This window comes from Allokutzneria oryzae, assembly GCF_042429765.1.
Classification (GTDB): Bacteria; Actinomycetota; Actinomycetes; order Mycobacteriales; family Pseudonocardiaceae; genus Allokutzneria; species Allokutzneria oryzae.
The window spans coordinates 248647-262354 of the sequence record NZ_JBHLZU010000018.1 but is presented as its reverse complement, the minus strand read 5'-3'; the positions used below and the strand labels follow the sequence as shown (position 1 = coordinate 262354).

Genomic DNA, 13708 nt, shown 5'->3' with positions numbered 1-13708 from the left:
CGGCCCCTCGCGCACTCCCCCCAGCGCGAGGGGCCGTCCCCTTCAGAGGTTCAGCACGCGGCGGGTGAACGCCACCTCCGCCGCGGTCTGCTTGATGGTCTCCGCCACCACCAGCGAGCCGTGGCCCGCGTCGTAGCGGTAGACCTCGTACTTCGACCCGCGCGCCGCCAGCCGCTCCAGGTAGTTCTCGATCTGTCGGATCGGGCAGCGCGGGTCGTTCTCGCCCGCCAGCACGAGCACTGGCGCCCGCACCGAGTCCACATAGGTCAGTGGCGAGCATTCCTTGTACAGCGCGGGCAGTTCTTCCGGGGAACCGCCGAACAAAGCACGGTCGTAGGCGCGCAGAGGCTCCATCTCGTCCTCGTAGGCCGCCACGTAGTCCGCGACCGGCACGCCCGCGACGCCCGCCGCCCAGCGCTCCGGCTGCGTACCCAGGGCGAGGAGCGTCAGGTAGCCGCCCCACGAGGCGCCGTTGACCACGCACCGCGCCGGGTCGGCCAGGCCGGACTCGACCGCCCAGTCCTGAACCGCCGCAACGTCTTCCAGCTCTGTGAGGCCGGGGCGTCCTTCGATGGCGTCCCGCCACGCCGAGCCGTAGCCCGTCGAGCCGCGGTAGTTCACGTGCACCACCGCGAAGCCCGCGTCCAGCCACACCGCGCGGTAGGCGGAGAAGCGGTCCTCATCGGCCGCGTGCGGGCCGCCGTGCAGCAGGAAGACCGTGGGCAGTGGCCCCTCCGCGCCTTCCGGGCGGGCGACCAGCGCGTGCACGTCGCCGCCCACGGTCGGCACAAAGGCGTCTTCGAGGTCCTGCGAGGGCGCGGGCTTGTGCCCCGCGGGCTCCAACAGGACGCGGTCCGAACCGTCCGTCGCCATAGCGCGCACGACCGGCGGCTGGCCCGCCGAGGACCACGAGTACTCGATCGTCCCGTCCGGCCGCGCCGAAGCGGATCCGACCGTCCCCTTTGGAATGTCCAAAGCGGACAGTGATCCGGTCGCGAAGTCATAGCGGTACAAGGTGTTGCGGCTCTGGTGTGTGTGCACGACGAGCAGGCCGGAACCGTCCGGGTACCAGTCGGCGACGATCTCGCCCGGCAGGTCGAACTCCAGCAGGCTCTCCGTGTCGGCCTCCACGTCCCAGACCAACAGCTCCTCCCGGCCACGCCGCTCGTGCAGCACCAGCAGCCGCGGGTCGCCCGCGATCGGCGAGAAGCCGATGGAGTCCAGGCCCTTGCCCTCGCCGTCCCACTTCTCGGCCACCACGGAACCGTCCGCGACGCGCAGCACCCGCAGTGCCGGGTGCCTGGAGTCACCGTGCTCGGAGTGCGAGATCGACAGCAGCCGCTCGTCCTTGGACAGCGAACCCGCGCCCGCGTCGTGCTCGCTCTGGTAGATCACCGTCGCCTCGCCGCCGACGGGAGCCGTCCAGATCGTGGTGCCGTCGTCGGTGGACATGCCGACGGCGACCACCTTCGCCCCGACCTGCAACCCGGCCGGGTAGCCCGCGTGCGTGCCCGGCACCGCCTCGGCGGGCTCGGTGCCCGCCGCGCGCCCGGCGAAGGGCTCGACGACCCACGAGCCGAACTCGTCGCCGTCGGTGTCGGCGAACCACCACACCTGCTCACCGTCCGGGGTCAGCGTGGCGTGGTAGGTGCCGTTGGGGCGGTCGGTGACCTGGCGGTGGGTGTCGGTCGCCCGGTCCCACGCGTAGACCTCCCACACTCCGCTGGCGTTGGAGACGTAGAGGTTGCGGTCGGGCGCGTCCTCGGCCCAGCCGGGCAGCGAGGTGCGGCGAGCGGTGAACCGCTCCTTCCACCGGGCCTCGGCCTGCGGGTCGTCGAAGAGCTGCTCGGGGATGTCCGTGCTGGGGTGGTCCGTCACGTGTCCGATCCTGCCTTAACGCGGGCGTTCGGTGGTGGCGACGTGACCGACCGGAGCTGGCGGGCACCCAGGACGACGAACCAGAGCTGGCTGCCGCGCCGCGCGAACCCGGTGAGGGCCAGACCGGTGTTGCCCGCGCCCATGATGAGGAAAGCGCCGATGACGTGGGGAGTCAGGTTGACATCGGCGGGGGCGAGGCCCGCCAGGACGAACCCGGCTCCGCCGCACAACAGCAGTGCACGCCCGATCCGAGTGACCCAGCTCGGACGCCACAGCTCCGGCGGGAGGAGCAGACGAACCTCGGGACTCCCTCCTTCGACGGTGCGCAGTGCACATGCCCCAGGTCGCTGATGTTGTTGTCCGCCAGGCTGAACGGAGTTGTCCACGCGAGTTGGCCGACGACGTTGGCCACCGCGAACTGCGTCGGCCCGACGATGAACGCCGTCGCGGCAAATCTGGATCGAGTTCTCAACGCCATGGCGGTCTTGCCATTCTGACTGGGAGACGGCACGAGTCCACCAACCGCCGCCGCGTGCCCGCACTACGCGTAGTGACCCGGTCCGGGGTAGGGAAAGCCATACCTTCGAACTACGCGTAAACACCTGGGCTCGCACGTGGACTGCGGTCTAGCTTCGGCACATGAGCACTCCGCCTGACCTGTCATCGCTGAAAACCCTTGTCTCACCGCATTTTCTGTTCACGAGCCGCCCTTGGCGCGCCTTGGCGCACGTGGTCACCACTCCCGCCGTTTCCTGCGTCGCGCTGGCCGCCCTGGCGCTGCCGGGGTTGCCCCTGCTCACTGCGGTCAGTGGAAAAGGGGAGACGTGGTGGTCGGCGGTGCTGCTCGCGGCGCTGGGCGTCGTGCTCGTCGCGGTGCTGGGTCCGGTGCTCGTTGCGCCGGTGGCGGCGTGCGAACGCCATCGCCTGAAGCTGATCGACCGCATGCCTGCCGAGCGCATTTGGCGCGAGACCTCCGGTTCGGGACTCCGCGCGTGGCTCCAGACGCGCTACACGAGAACCAGTTCCTGGTGTGAACTGGCGTACTCCCTGCTCTTGGCGGTGGTAGCCCCGATGCTGTACGGGGCGTTGGCGTTGCTCCTCATGGTGCTCGCGACGGCGGTCGCGAGCCCCTTCCTGCTGGGGGACAACGGGCTTGCGTTGGCATTCGGGCACATCGAGCTCCGATCCACCCGTGATGCCGTGCCGTGGGCGATCGGCGCGTTGGTGTTGATCCTCGCGCTGCCCGCGGTGTGGACACTCCTGGCAGAGGCGCACGGCCGAGTCGCACGGTGCCTGTTGCGCAGGACCGCCGAGGCCGGACTGCGCACCGAGCTGGAAGAGGTGTCGCGCTCCCGGGCACGGTTGGTCAACGCCTTCGAGTCGGAGCGCCGCCGCATCGAACGGGATCTCCACGACGGTGCCCAACAACGGCTCGTCAGCCTCACCCTGCAACTCGGACTCGCGCGCGTGGACCTGCCGCCGGACTCACCGGCGACCCAGAGCGTCGGCGCCGCGCACGACCAGGCCAAGCAGCTGATGACGGAGTTGCGGGAGCTGATCAACGGCATCCACCCGCAGGTCCTCACCGATCGCGGACTCGTCGCGGCGCTGCACGAGCTGGCCGGGTGCTCACCGTTGCGGGTGGAGGTGGACGCCGATGTGCCAACGAGACCGGCGCCGCACGTGGAGGCGACGGCGTACTTCGTCGTCGCGGAGGCACTGGCCAACGTCGCCAAGCACAGCGGAGCCCCCGCCGCCGCGGTTGTGGTGCGCGGTCGCGGCGGGACTCTGGAGATGACGATCACCGACAACGGTCGGGGCGGGGCCGATCCCCTGCGCGGCACCGGCCTGACCGGGCTGGCCGATCGCGTGGCCGTTGTCGGCGGCACGCTGGCGCTCACCAGCCCGGTGGGCGGTCCCACCACGGTGACCGTGGAGCTCCCGTGCACGTGAACAGGCTCGTCCTCGCCGAAGACGGCGTCCTGCTCCGAGAAGGCCTTGCGGGTCTGTTGAGCCGTTTCGGGTTCGACGTCGTCGCGGCGGTCGGTGACGGACAGGCGTTGAAGGCCGCTGTCGCCGAGCTCCGCCCGGACTTGGTGGTCACCGACATCCGGATGCCCCCGGGCTTCACCGACGAGGGCCTGCGGGCAGCCGTGGAACTCCGCCGCACCCGGCCCGGCCTGCCGGTGGTCGCGCTGAGCCAGTACGTCCAGCTGAGCTACGCGGCCGAACTCCTGGACTCCGACAACGGACGGGCCGTCGGCTACCTCCTCAAAGATCGCGTCGTCGACGTCGAGGAGTTCATCGGCACCCTGCGCAAGGTCCTCGACGGCGGCACGGTGGTCGACCCGGCCGTCGTGCGCCAGCTGCTGCGCCGCCGGGCGAGCCCCCTGGAGCGCCTCTCCCCACGCGAACGGGAGGTGCTCGCCCTGATCGCCCAAGGGCATTCCAACACCGCGATCGCGGCGGACCTGGTGATCTCCGAGGCCGCTGTGGGCAAGCACATCGGCAACATCCTGGCCAAGCTCGACCTGCCACCGACGGAGGACAGCAACCGCAGGGTCCTCGCGGTCCTGGCCTACCTGCGGGACGGCCCCCTCGCCTGACCCCGGAGACGAGTCAGGGCCTGTCCGCAATGGACAGGCCCTGATCTGCGTCGGGGTGACAGGATTTGAACCTGCGACCTCTTCGTCCCGAACAAGGTCCCGGGCTGCTCGCGACCTGCTAGCAACCGTAAAAGAGCTGGTCAGGCCGTTGGTCGCTGTTGGTCCACGTTGGCCGTTGGAGGTCCCTGGGAGAGGTTTCTCTCCCAGATTTCTCCCAGCGGCCACCCCCGGTCCCTCCCAACTACAACCCAACTCTTCTCAGAGTCGAAAAGAAACCCGCAAACCCGGTTGATCTTGGTCGCGGGTGCTCTGACCAGGGCTGATGGGTGCCGGGTTTGGGGCGGACGTCAAACCCGGCGAAACCCGGCGCAAACCCGCAAACCCGGTGCCTACGGTCCCAGGTTTGGGGCCCTACTAGCCCCTGGGGAGGTAGTAGGGCAGCTCGTCTGCTGCTGGTTCAGGGGTCCGATCCCACCGGGGGGCCGCTGTTCGGCGTTCTCCGGCGTTCTCACGGCTCTGTGAGACGGCGTGTGAACGCTCGGCGTGGCCGGGTGGCCTGCCGCTACGGTTCGAGGCATGACCGGGCAGAGGCGGTTGTGGGACGAAGCTCTCGGGTGAGGAACGGAGCTGGCCGAGCGGGCGATCTTCAACGACTACAACCGTCGCGCGGCTGCGACGATCATCGCGATGGCTGGCTACGCCCTGGCCCTGCGGGACGGGCTACCGGCTGTCCGGGACCTCGGACTGTGTCCACGCGAGTTGACGTCGAGCGGAGGCCAGCACGGGCACGCTCACCTCGTGCAGCGGGTTCGGTTGCTCCGGTCGTTGCCGTCGGTGCAACAACTTGCCTGAGGGGCATCGGTGTTTGCCTTGGTGGAGGCGTTGCTAGCAGCTTCATGCGGGTGCGTGAACTTGCGTCAGTGGCAAAGTTTGTCGGGTCCCTCAGAAGACATTGCGTTCCATGTCAAGTTACCCTTTGAATGGCAACTCATGTGGACGGCATTGTGATCGTGCGCGTCGTTGCCAGGTAGGAGGACCAGGACCCCAGCTCGGTGTTGTGACCACCGAGAACTCTCTGAGGCCCTGGCCCTGGATACACCGCTAGTTCAGCTGCTGAGCTGTCCAGCGAAGTACGAGTCCGGTCAGCCCGGCCGCCGCGTGCGTGCCGGGCTGATCGCTATAGACGATCATCGCCGCGTCACACACCCGGCCACCTGCTTCGCAGGCCGTGGCCCAGATCTGTCGGTCTCGCCACCACGCAGGTCTTCGCGGTGTCCCCTCCTCGTTCCGTGCCTGCTCTGTCATGAAACTGCTTCTCCTCACTCTTCGGCCGGGTCACGGGTTCGTGAGCCGTACCGGCAGCAGGAGAGGCGACCCGGGTTAGGACCGGAGAGCGCCGGAGAAGCCGGAAGAACAAGCACTGGAACGCTGGTCGCGATCCTAAAGGAGGAAACAGCACCAGTACCCGTCGGCAGCCCTGCCGGAGAGGGAACTTCCTTTCCGAGGACACAAACCGCCATTTCAATCAAGAGGCCGGAGCGGAGAAACTCCAGGTCAGAGCCCGGGCATAGGCGTGGCCCGGAATCTGTCTGCCCTCCAGGTGAAGCGTTGGCAAAAGCCATAGTCAGAACTGGTAGTAGGCCTCGTCCAGATGACAGGCCCAGAGTGGGCGGCGCCGCCAACACACCGCTGACTGCTGCCCCGGCGTCGCGCTGATGCCGACTTGGTCACGACGTCTGGTCGTCGGCGGCGCGCATGTGCGCGCAGTACCGGGCATCGCCAGGACGACCCGACGCGGGCAGGACGACCTCCCAGAACTGGGCCGCGCCCGGGGCGACGGGCGAGGTCGTCCACGCCACGGCCGCGTGCCGGTCGAGAACCGTGCGCACGAGCTGGGTACCCAGGCCTCGTCGCCGGTGGTCGGCGGCTATCCGCATGTGCTCGATCACCCCGAGCCGACACGGCATGCAGAGCCGGTAGTCGAGGTCCCCGACCAGGACGCCGTGGACGTGGAGTTCCAGCGTCACCACCGCACCCTCGACGGCGTCGCCAGGCCTGAACCGCTCGGTCACGATCACCGGCTGGTCGGCCACGCTCCAGGACGCCCCGCTCGCGCCGGTGCTCTGGCAGGTCACGCAGGTGTAGAGCCGCCGGCGCGCCCCGTAGTGCTGCCCCAGCAGCACCCGCCCCAGCCCCAGCACGTGCCCGGCGGGACACCTCGGCGGCGTGACCTCGGCGTACCCGCCGCCGCTGTTCGGCGCGTACCGCATCCGCCCGACCACCGGGACCTCGTCGACCGGGTCACAGGCACGCCCCACCCCGAAGCCACGTTCGCTCATGTGTTCGATTATGCTGGCGTATGCCCAATGGTCGTGGCCTCCACGCTGGGCACGGGCCCGCTGGTGGGGGAAGCACCAGCGGGCCCTCTCCGTTGGTCAGCGGCCTAGGTTGAGAACGTGACGGACACCCACACCTGGACGCCCTGGACCGCCGCACTGGCCTGGGGCGAGGCGGTCGTCGAGTGGCACCTGGCCGTCCACCCCGCTCCCTGGGACACCCAGCCGCCGGAGTGGGCCCGCTACACGGCGGTGGCCTACGCCCACGGCACGCTCGCCGTGGCCGCCCGCACCGCGCTCCCGATCGCCGAGGTGACCCACCCCGACCAGCTGGCCGGGCTGTCCCTGGCCGCGGTCGTCCTGGACGTCGTCGACTCCCGGCGCCTGACCACCGTGGTGCCCGGCCCCGCCGAGACCGGCCACGCCGACCACGTCGCGCTCGCCGGACTGCTCGCCCAAGGCGGCGCTGAGCCGGGCCGGTTCCGCCGGTGGTGCCTGGAGGTCGGGACGCGGCACCTCGCCGACGTCGACCACCGCCAGGACGCGAGGTTGGGAGAGCGCTGCGACGCGCTGCTCCGCGTCCGCCGCCAGGAGCTGCTCGCCGGGATCGGCGAGGTCGTCGGCAACCTCGACACCTGACCCGCAACCCGCGTCGGTGGGGTGGCCTTCGACGGCCCTGGGGCGGGAGACTGGCACGCATGGAGATGGAGATCAGCATCCACTCGGGGCAGGTCCCGCTCGCCGTCGCTGCCCAGGCGCTGCGCCGCAAGGTCAGTCGCGCCACGTGGCAGCGCGCCGTCGATGGCGCCGAGGCGCTGTTCGCCCCGGCCTGGCCCGGCATGCGGATCTTCGGCGGCGGCGAACAGCGCGCGTTGGCCGCGGGTGCGGTGCTGGCCTACGTCGCCGCTGGCGACCCCGCCCGGCTCCGTGCCCTGGTCGCGCTGCCACACGCCGAGCTCGTCGCCGCCGTGGACCAGGCCCTCGCCGCCGCGCCCGATCCCGACGCGGCCCGCGAGTGGGCCAGCCTGGTGCAGCGCGCGCCCATGCCAGCCGAGGCCGGTGCCTGCGAGTGGGGTCCGGAGCAGGACCTGCCCGACGCGCGAGACCGACTCGCGCGCGTCCTGTCCGGCGAGACGACGTTCTGACCATGTTGCTGGGGTGGCGGGTCATCGAGGTCGACCTCGACGGCCAAGAGCAGCGCACCGACTACCACGCCGCCCTGCGGGACGCCGCTGTCGCGCACCTGACGGCCACCGGGGACCGGCCTGCCTCGCTGCGCAAACTCGTCGCCGCCGGGGATCGGGTGTACGAGCCGTACGGGGTGCGCCCGGACACGCCCGCGCAGTGTCAGGAGTGGTCCGTGGTCGGCCTGGCCGGGTTGGAGTGGATGGGCGTGGCCGCGGCCTGCCCGGACTGCGTGGCGACCGGGCCGCTGGCGGTGCGGGCCTGGACCGAGCCCGGGCTGGACGGCGTCCGCGCGGAGATGACCTGCCCTGACGGCCACACCAGCACCCACCCCCTGGTCTACCCGGAGGCGGTCCTGCCGCTGCACGCCTGGTCCCACACCCCGCCGCAAGACCGGCCCAGCATCGACGCGCTGATGGCGGGTTTGCAGCCGCACTACGCCGCCCTGGACCCCGACACGACGACCCTCGCGTGGCGGCCATGGGTGTGCCATGACGGCCACCGGTGGGGGCTGGACCCCGCCGCCGAGGCGCAGCGGTGGCCGGCACTCCAGGCGGCGGTGCTGGACTGGCTGGCCACTCAGCCCCCGCCCCCGCTGCGCTGACCGCCCGCCGTGCTGGCAAGCCTCGCCAAGCCGGAATCACCGCAAATGAATTCCTGAAACACGTCAACTGAAAAAAGCCCCTGACCTCCCCGTGTATCGGGAGAGGTCGGGGCTTTTTGGCTTCTGCCGCATCCCTAATTCATCGCATGATGAATTAGGGATGCGGCGGTAGACGCGCTTGTGGTTCCAGTGTCAATAATCAGGTCGGCACCCGGAAGCGGTTCTGTCTCATCCCACGCCCGCAAGCGGGCTTCGGTGTCGCCCGTGGACCGCTCCACAATGCGAGAATATGCGACTTCTCGACTGCACCACAAGCAGACAACGAGCCATCTAGCAGGAGCTGATCTCTTAATTGCTTCGATTGCCCCGGGCTGGCCAACGTGAATCACGGGAATTGAGCGCGACAGGTCGAGGTTCAGCGCCTGCTGTTCAATGACGTAAGTGGCGCCGTAGCGACGATTTTCCCACACTACGCTCCCTGAGCTGCGGAGGGATTCTAGATGATCGTGCGAAATCTGCGTGTAGGTGGACATTCTTCCACTGCCCACCTTGAGTCTCGCGTGCAGCAGGTAGGAGCCCGAAATCCCGATTAGAGACTGTGTAACGGTGTCTTTCCCAGATGCGGGCGGCCCGTAGATAATGACGCCTCTCTGCATGATTTACCCCGCGCTAGGCAGCGAATTTACCAGGTCTCGGGCCTGCTTTTGCAGAGGCGAACCGGACGAGCTGTTATCGATAACCACGTGGTCTACGGCTGGCCGGAAGTCGATGTTGAGCGCACTCGAATACGTTTCCCAGTTCTCAATTTTGGATGCATCTCGGGCGGCGCCGCGCTGGCGAATATAAGTGCGCATGGTCTCCATGTCGCAATAAACCCATACCAGTGAAAGATTTGCATTCAGGTCGGAGAATTGAGCCTGAACCCTTGAGATCCATGCACGATCGCCGAACTCGCGAATGAATGGGGCGGTTGCGATCACGCTGTTACCGCACTGAAGGTTCTCAAGGGTGGCGCTTATGAGTGCTTCGTACTCGCGCGGGCGAATGCGCGAAATGTAAGTTTCTGACTCCCTGTCATTGGGTGAGCAGCCCAGCGTCTCCAATGCTGCCTCAACCACTGGGCGAGTCAACGTGTCTTTATCGAGCATAGGCCAACCGCTCTCGCGGGCCAGAATTCGACCCAGTTCAGTCTTGCCGCTTCCCGCGTATCCGCCTATGAGTAGAACCTGAGGCTGTGCGCCCCGGATTTCATTTCGGTAAGCCTGGTCTGGCGCCGTTACGACTCTTCCAGCACGGGGCTTACTTGTCACAAGACCCTGTTCGGCAAGGGTCTTCATTGCCTCGTTGATCGTGAAGACGCTCACTCCCCATTCCTCCGCCATGTCCCGCGTAGACGGCAGCGGTTGCCCGTCGCGAAGGACGCCTGCGGAGATCTGGTTCCGGATGTTGCGAGCCACCTGTAGATGCAGGGACTCGCTCCGCGAGACGCGTGAGCCGTCGGCTGACATGCCACCTCCACAACTGGGCCCCTGGTCTGCTGACCCTACCAGATCCCTAACAGGCTTCTCCTTGCGTTTTCGCAGGTAGAACGCGAGTTTGGTCAAGTTCACACCTAACAGTTGACCGGCACTCATAACAACTGTTAGCTTCATTCCCGTTGTTGATGTGGCGCCCGGCACAGCAAGCGCCAAGCCACACCGACACCGCCGCTCACGCGGCGTTAGGCGGTCGCTCCACCAGGGGCCAGTACGTCCGACCCGGGAGGGTCTGGCAGTGGCGTACTCGCTACGTGAGATATGGCTCGCGTTCGCGCGGGCTCCATCGATGTCAGGTGTCCCGGTTCGGGCTACGGCGCGTAGCGCGATGCGTCGCCAGTGAGGACCTTCCGCTTTCAGCGCGAGAGCGAGCGCTTCCAACGGGTTCGGCTGGTTCACCTGATGTTGCGCAAGGACGCGCCGAGATCGGCTCACCACTCATTGGCACGGGGGGTTGCCGCGTCCGCTGTCCCGACCATGACGACGCCCGGTCGGTGACGAGAAGCCCAAGCCTGCTCGTGGCTTGCCGGTTCCCACCAGCCCGCGCTGACGGGCTGGTGGGGATAGGCGGGAGGTCCACGAGCCCCACGCGCTTCCCCCTTTTCCCTTATGCCCCTGGAGGTTTCAGCATGTCCGCATTCCCGCTCCGAAAGCCCACCGACCTTGTGTTCCGCTCGACCCCCAGGCACAGCCCGGACGGGCTGACCGAGTCCAGCATCAACCGCCTGTTGCGCGAGGTGTACGAGGAGCTGGACCACGCCCCGCCGCCCGCACCGACCACGGCACTGCTGGACGACAGCGCGGCCGAGCGCCGGGAGCGCCGGATCATGCAGCGTCGTCTCGGCGCCACGGTCCGGGTGCTGCGTGTGCACCGCACGGCGCCCGTCCCGGCCGGGACGGAGGCCGCCTGATGGGTACGACGTTCGCGGTGGTCTTCGTCGCCTTGTATGCGGCGCACCTGGTCATGGACCACTGGGGCCAGACCAGCCACCAGGCTGCCAACAAAGGCCGTTGCGGTAGTAGGACGGAGAACCGAGCTGGGCGGCTCGCGTGCGCTTCGCACGTGGCGACCTACACCGCCGGGACCGCGCTGACGACGCTGCTGGTCGCCCTCGTCTTCGCCGATGTGGCGGTCAGCCCGCTCGGTTTCGTGGTGGGACAAGCGGTGTCGGCGCTCACGCACTACTGGGCCGACCGCAGGCACACCCTCGCTCGGCTGGCCGCCGCGACCGGCAAGGCCGGGTTCTACGCCCTCGGCGCTCCCCGCCCCGGCCGCGACGACAACCCCAGCTTGGGCACCGGGTCCTACGCCTTGGATCAGTCGTGGCACATCGGCTGGCTCGCCGTCTCTGCGTTCCTGACCGCGCTTCTCGGCGGGTGAGCCTGTGGGCCGCGCGTATGTGGCCATGGAATGGCAAGCCGTTCTGTTTCGGCCTCTACGACGAGCCCGGCCGCGACCCGCGCGGTGAGGTCAGGAGCTTCGACTTCACCGCCGCTGTGCCCTCGCTGCTCAAGGCCCGGGCCGGTGACGACGCCAAGAACGTCAAGTGGGTGCCGGTCGCCGACGCGCTCACCGGCGAGGTCCCGCTCGCGTTTGACCACGTGCGCATCCTGCGCAACGCGTTGACCGTCCTCGCCACGCTGCGCCGCTGAGCAGCGGGACCGTTGCGCCACAACGAAAGGATGTCATGAGCCGCAAGAAGCCCGCGTTCGTCGTGCTCGTGTTCCCCGACACCGCGCAGACCGGTTGGTGCGCCACCGTGATGTGCACGCACCGCCCGATGGTGGCGCTCGGCCCGCGCGGCTACGCCTCGACGCTCGCCCGCGTGCGGCAGGACGTGCGCGATACCTGCAAGCTCCTGCCGCCCGGGGACGTCGACCTGGTCCAGATCGAGACCGACGCGGACACCGCGCCGTTCCTGGAGGGCATGGGTCCGGCGTGGGTGATGGACAACCTCACCCAGGTCAAGCGCAAGGAATTCCAGGTCACCCACACCATCTTCACCCCCCGCTAGTGGGGGTGAAGCCGTTGCACGACAACAGGAATGAGGAGAACGTGAAGAACCCCGCGATCGTGCTGCTGATGAGCCAGCGTGAGAACAGCTCGCAGTGGCAGTACACGGCCATCGTCGATGAGCGGATGGTGTCGGGAACCGCGCGGTCACAGGCCAACGCCAAGGCGGAAGGGCTCGCCGCCATCCAGCGGCTGTGCGCGCACCTGTCCGGACAGTCGGCGGAGGTCGCTTGTGTCGTCACCTCCGCCGACCGCCACAACCGCGCTCGTGCTCAGGGCGCGCGGTGGGTCCACGCGAAGCTCTCGACGCTGCGCGCCACGGGTACGAGCGTCCAGCGCTGTGACGTGTTCGGTTCCCGCTAGCCCGCTGATTCGCTTGCACCACAACGAAAGGAACGCTCGCATGGCCACGTCCAAGGCCGCCCGCCACGTCCGCCAGGGCGAGTTCGTCTTCGCCGAGAACAAGGGCTTCATCGTCGTCGAGAAGGTGGACCGGGGTCGGGAGATCGACCTCATCGGCAAGAGCAAGCGCGTGACGCTCGCGGCGGACGCGCTGGTGCTGACCCGCGACAAGTAGCGGTGCCCCGGTCCGGCGGTCATCGCCTGGCAGCTACCCCGCCGGACCGGGCCTCACCACTCCACTCCTCGTAGAGAGGGAAACCCCATGGTACGACAGAGCTTTGTGCTGTCCGCGCACTGCGGGCGCACCCGCACCGAGACCCGGCTCGACACCACCAGCCACGCCGCGCAGGTCCGGGACCTGCTGTGCTCCGGCTACATCGTCACCGCCGCCGGTCGCCTGCTGTGTCCGCACTGCGCCTGCGCCGCCGCTGGCCACCGCCTCCCGCCGATTTACCGGCCCTGCCCCTGCACCGCCACCCCCGGCCACCCCCGTGACGGGCGCGGCCGGTGCGCGGTGACCGTCCGCGCCTGCACCCACTGCGGCCACCACGACGAGCGCGGGACGATCCCCGCCGCCCGCAAGGCGGTGGCGTGATGCTGCGCCTGCGAGAGATAGCCGCGTTCTTCCGCGAGATGACCGCGCTCGCCCTGGTCATGTGGCTCGTGCTGGGCGGGCTCACCCTCGCCCTGCGCGCGCTCTCCAGCACCGCCGCCCTGCTCGCGGTGGTCTCCGAGCAGGTCGCCAACGCCTCCAGCCACGGCCGCACCTACCTCCGCCGCGCGTCTGCGGCCCGCCCCGATCGGCGCTTCCAGCCGGTCATGCCCTCCGGGAGCACCCGATGAACAACACGATGACCACGATCACGGTGCAGGTCCCGACCCCGGTGCTCACCGAGGTCGAGCAGGCACGGGAGGCCGAGCAGGCCGCCACCACCGCCTTCCTGGAGGACGTCACGCCGGGCCGCTTGCGGGAGCTGGCCGCCACCCGCCGCGCCCTGGCCGAGGCATACGCCCACCTCCACGAGCACCTTTACGGCACCCCGTTCGCGGCCCCGCTGGTGCACGCCTTCGTGCTGCAGGACCGCTGCGCCCGCGAGGACGACCGCGCCGCCGACCGGCTCAGCGGAGGTGCCCGGTGAGCGTGATGC

Annotated in this window: 18 protein-coding genes; 14 read left to right on the top strand and 4 right to left on the bottom strand. The window is 68.8% G+C overall.

The genetic code is table 11. The features are described 5' to 3' along the window. Positions 1-42: 42 nt before the first annotated feature. Complete coding sequence (locus ACFFQA_RS20385; protein WP_377854380.1) at positions 43-1878, bottom strand: S9 family peptidase; 1836 nt, start codon at positions 1876-1878, stop codon at positions 43-45. Then, entirely contained in the window at positions 1875-2108 is a 234-nt protein-coding gene (locus tag ACFFQA_RS20380) for a hypothetical protein (RefSeq protein WP_377854377.1), read from the bottom strand. Before ACFFQA_RS20380 ends, ACFFQA_RS20385 begins: the two co-directional genes overlap by 4 nt. A gap of 409 nt (positions 2109-2517) precedes the next feature. Between ACFFQA_RS20380 and ACFFQA_RS20375 the strand changes: the two genes are divergently transcribed. Both ACFFQA_RS20375 and ACFFQA_RS20370 read left to right on the top strand, forming a co-directional pair. Continuing rightward, complete coding sequence (locus tag ACFFQA_RS20375) at positions 2518-3831, top strand: sensor histidine kinase (RefSeq protein WP_377854374.1); 1314 nt, start codon at positions 2518-2520, stop codon at positions 3829-3831. Beyond that, on the top strand, positions 3828-4484 hold the full coding sequence (locus tag ACFFQA_RS20370) for a response regulator (RefSeq protein ID WP_377854371.1): 657 nt from the start codon (positions 3828-3830) through the stop codon (positions 4482-4484). Before ACFFQA_RS20375 ends, ACFFQA_RS20370 begins: the two co-directional genes overlap by 4 nt. A 1727-nt stretch (positions 4485-6211) precedes the next feature. Here the strand turns inward: ACFFQA_RS20370 and ACFFQA_RS20365 are convergent. Beyond that, on the bottom strand, positions 6212-6823 hold the full coding sequence (locus ACFFQA_RS20365; RefSeq protein ID WP_377854369.1) for a GNAT family N-acetyltransferase: 612 nt from the start codon (positions 6821-6823) through the stop codon (positions 6212-6214). A 117-nt stretch (positions 6824-6940) separates the two neighbouring features. On the opposite strand from ACFFQA_RS20365, the gene ACFFQA_RS20360 reads away from it, so the two are divergent. From ACFFQA_RS20360 to ACFFQA_RS20350, 3 genes are read left to right on the top strand one after another with little or no spacing between them, the layout of a single operon-like run. Next, positions 6941-7459 (top strand): hypothetical protein, encoded by a 519-nt coding sequence (locus ACFFQA_RS20360; protein ID WP_377854366.1) that lies wholly within the window; start codon positions 6941-6943, stop codon positions 7457-7459. 59 nt (positions 7460-7518) lie between these two features. Further along, the gene (locus tag ACFFQA_RS20355) at positions 7519-7965 is read left to right on the top strand and encodes a hypothetical protein (protein ID WP_377854363.1); all 447 of its coding nucleotides are present in this window, start codon (positions 7519-7521) and stop codon (positions 7963-7965) included. A 2-nt stretch (positions 7966-7967) separates the two neighbouring features. Further along, positions 7968-8609: a hypothetical protein gene (locus ACFFQA_RS20350; RefSeq protein ID WP_377854360.1), complete on the top strand. Its 642-nt coding sequence runs from the start codon at positions 7968-7970 to the stop codon at positions 8607-8609. A gap of 659 nt (positions 8610-9268) precedes the next feature. Here ACFFQA_RS20350 and ACFFQA_RS20345 read toward each other — a convergent pair. Further along, entirely contained in the window at positions 9269-10066 is a 798-nt protein-coding gene (locus ACFFQA_RS20345) for a GntR family transcriptional regulator (protein ID WP_377854357.1), read from the bottom strand. A gap of 707 nt (positions 10067-10773) precedes the next feature. On the opposite strand from ACFFQA_RS20345, the gene ACFFQA_RS20340 reads away from it, so the two are divergent. The 9 genes from ACFFQA_RS20340 to ACFFQA_RS20300 all read left to right on the top strand — a co-directional run bounded on the left by ACFFQA_RS20340 (position 10774) and on the right by ACFFQA_RS20300 (position 13699). Next, complete coding sequence (locus ACFFQA_RS20340; protein ID WP_377854354.1) at positions 10774-11055, top strand: hypothetical protein; 282 nt, start codon at positions 10774-10776, stop codon at positions 11053-11055. Further along, complete coding sequence (locus ACFFQA_RS20335; RefSeq protein ID WP_377854351.1) at positions 11055-11525, top strand: transcriptional regulator; 471 nt, start codon at positions 11055-11057, stop codon at positions 11523-11525. Before ACFFQA_RS20340 ends, ACFFQA_RS20335 begins: the two co-directional genes overlap by 1 nt. Before the next feature lie 17 nt (positions 11526-11542). Further along, complete coding sequence (locus tag ACFFQA_RS20330; RefSeq protein ID WP_377854348.1) at positions 11543-11797, top strand: NUDIX hydrolase; 255 nt, start codon at positions 11543-11545, stop codon at positions 11795-11797. Positions 11798-11832: 35 nt separating this feature from the next. After that, positions 11833-12159, top strand: coding sequence for a hypothetical protein (locus ACFFQA_RS20325; protein ID WP_377854345.1), 327 nt, complete (start codon positions 11833-11835; stop codon positions 12157-12159). Positions 12160-12200: 41 nt separating this feature from the next. Further along, positions 12201-12521 (top strand): hypothetical protein, encoded by a 321-nt coding sequence (locus ACFFQA_RS20320; RefSeq protein ID WP_377854342.1) that lies wholly within the window; start codon positions 12201-12203, stop codon positions 12519-12521. A gap of 40 nt (positions 12522-12561) precedes the next feature. Then, complete coding sequence (locus ACFFQA_RS20315) at positions 12562-12735, top strand: hypothetical protein (protein ID WP_377854339.1); 174 nt, start codon at positions 12562-12564, stop codon at positions 12733-12735. A gap of 87 nt (positions 12736-12822) precedes the next feature. Continuing rightward, the gene (locus ACFFQA_RS20310; protein ID WP_377854336.1) at positions 12823-13155 is read left to right on the top strand and encodes a hypothetical protein; all 333 of its coding nucleotides are present in this window, start codon (positions 12823-12825) and stop codon (positions 13153-13155) included. Then, a complete protein-coding gene (locus ACFFQA_RS20305) occupies positions 13155-13403 on the top strand; it encodes a hypothetical protein (RefSeq protein ID WP_377854334.1) in 249 nt (82 codons plus the stop codon). Before ACFFQA_RS20310 ends, ACFFQA_RS20305 begins: the two co-directional genes overlap by 1 nt. Further along, positions 13400-13699, top strand: coding sequence for a hypothetical protein (locus tag ACFFQA_RS20300; RefSeq protein WP_377854332.1), 300 nt, complete (start codon positions 13400-13402; stop codon positions 13697-13699). Before ACFFQA_RS20305 ends, ACFFQA_RS20300 begins: the two co-directional genes overlap by 4 nt. Positions 13700-13708 lie beyond the last annotated feature (9 nt).

Bases quoted from the DNA above. Each gene is read 5' to 3' on its own strand.
- ACFFQA_RS20375 (WP_377854374.1), top strand. From the start codon at position 2,518: ATGAGCACTCCGCCTGACCTGTCATCGCTGAAAACCCTTGTCTCACCG.
- ACFFQA_RS20365 (WP_377854369.1), bottom strand. From the start codon at position 6,823: ATGAGCGAACGTGGCTTCGGGGTGGGGCGTGCCTGTGACCCGGTCGAC.
- ACFFQA_RS20355 (WP_377854363.1), top strand. From the start codon at position 7,519: ATGGAGATGGAGATCAGCATCCACTCGGGGCAGGTCCCGCTCGCCGTC.
- ACFFQA_RS20350 (WP_377854360.1), top strand. From the start codon at position 7,968: ATGTTGCTGGGGTGGCGGGTCATCGAGGTCGACCTCGACGGCCAAGAG.
- ACFFQA_RS20340 (WP_377854354.1), top strand. From the start codon at position 10,774: ATGTCCGCATTCCCGCTCCGAAAGCCCACCGACCTTGTGTTCCGCTCG.
- ACFFQA_RS20335 (WP_377854351.1), top strand. From the start codon at position 11,055: ATGGGTACGACGTTCGCGGTGGTCTTCGTCGCCTTGTATGCGGCGCAC.
- ACFFQA_RS20330 (WP_377854348.1), top strand. From the start codon at position 11,543: ATGTGGCCATGGAATGGCAAGCCGTTCTGTTTCGGCCTCTACGACGAG.
- ACFFQA_RS20325 (WP_377854345.1), top strand. From the start codon at position 11,833: ATGAGCCGCAAGAAGCCCGCGTTCGTCGTGCTCGTGTTCCCCGACACC.
- ACFFQA_RS20315 (WP_377854339.1), top strand. From the start codon at position 12,562: ATGGCCACGTCCAAGGCCGCCCGCCACGTCCGCCAGGGCGAGTTCGTC.
- ACFFQA_RS20310 (WP_377854336.1), top strand. From the start codon at position 12,823: ATGGTACGACAGAGCTTTGTGCTGTCCGCGCACTGCGGGCGCACCCGC.
- ACFFQA_RS20305 (WP_377854334.1), top strand. From the start codon at position 13,155: ATGCTGCGCCTGCGAGAGATAGCCGCGTTCTTCCGCGAGATGACCGCG.
- ACFFQA_RS20300 (WP_377854332.1), top strand. From the start codon at position 13,400: ATGAACAACACGATGACCACGATCACGGTGCAGGTCCCGACCCCGGTG.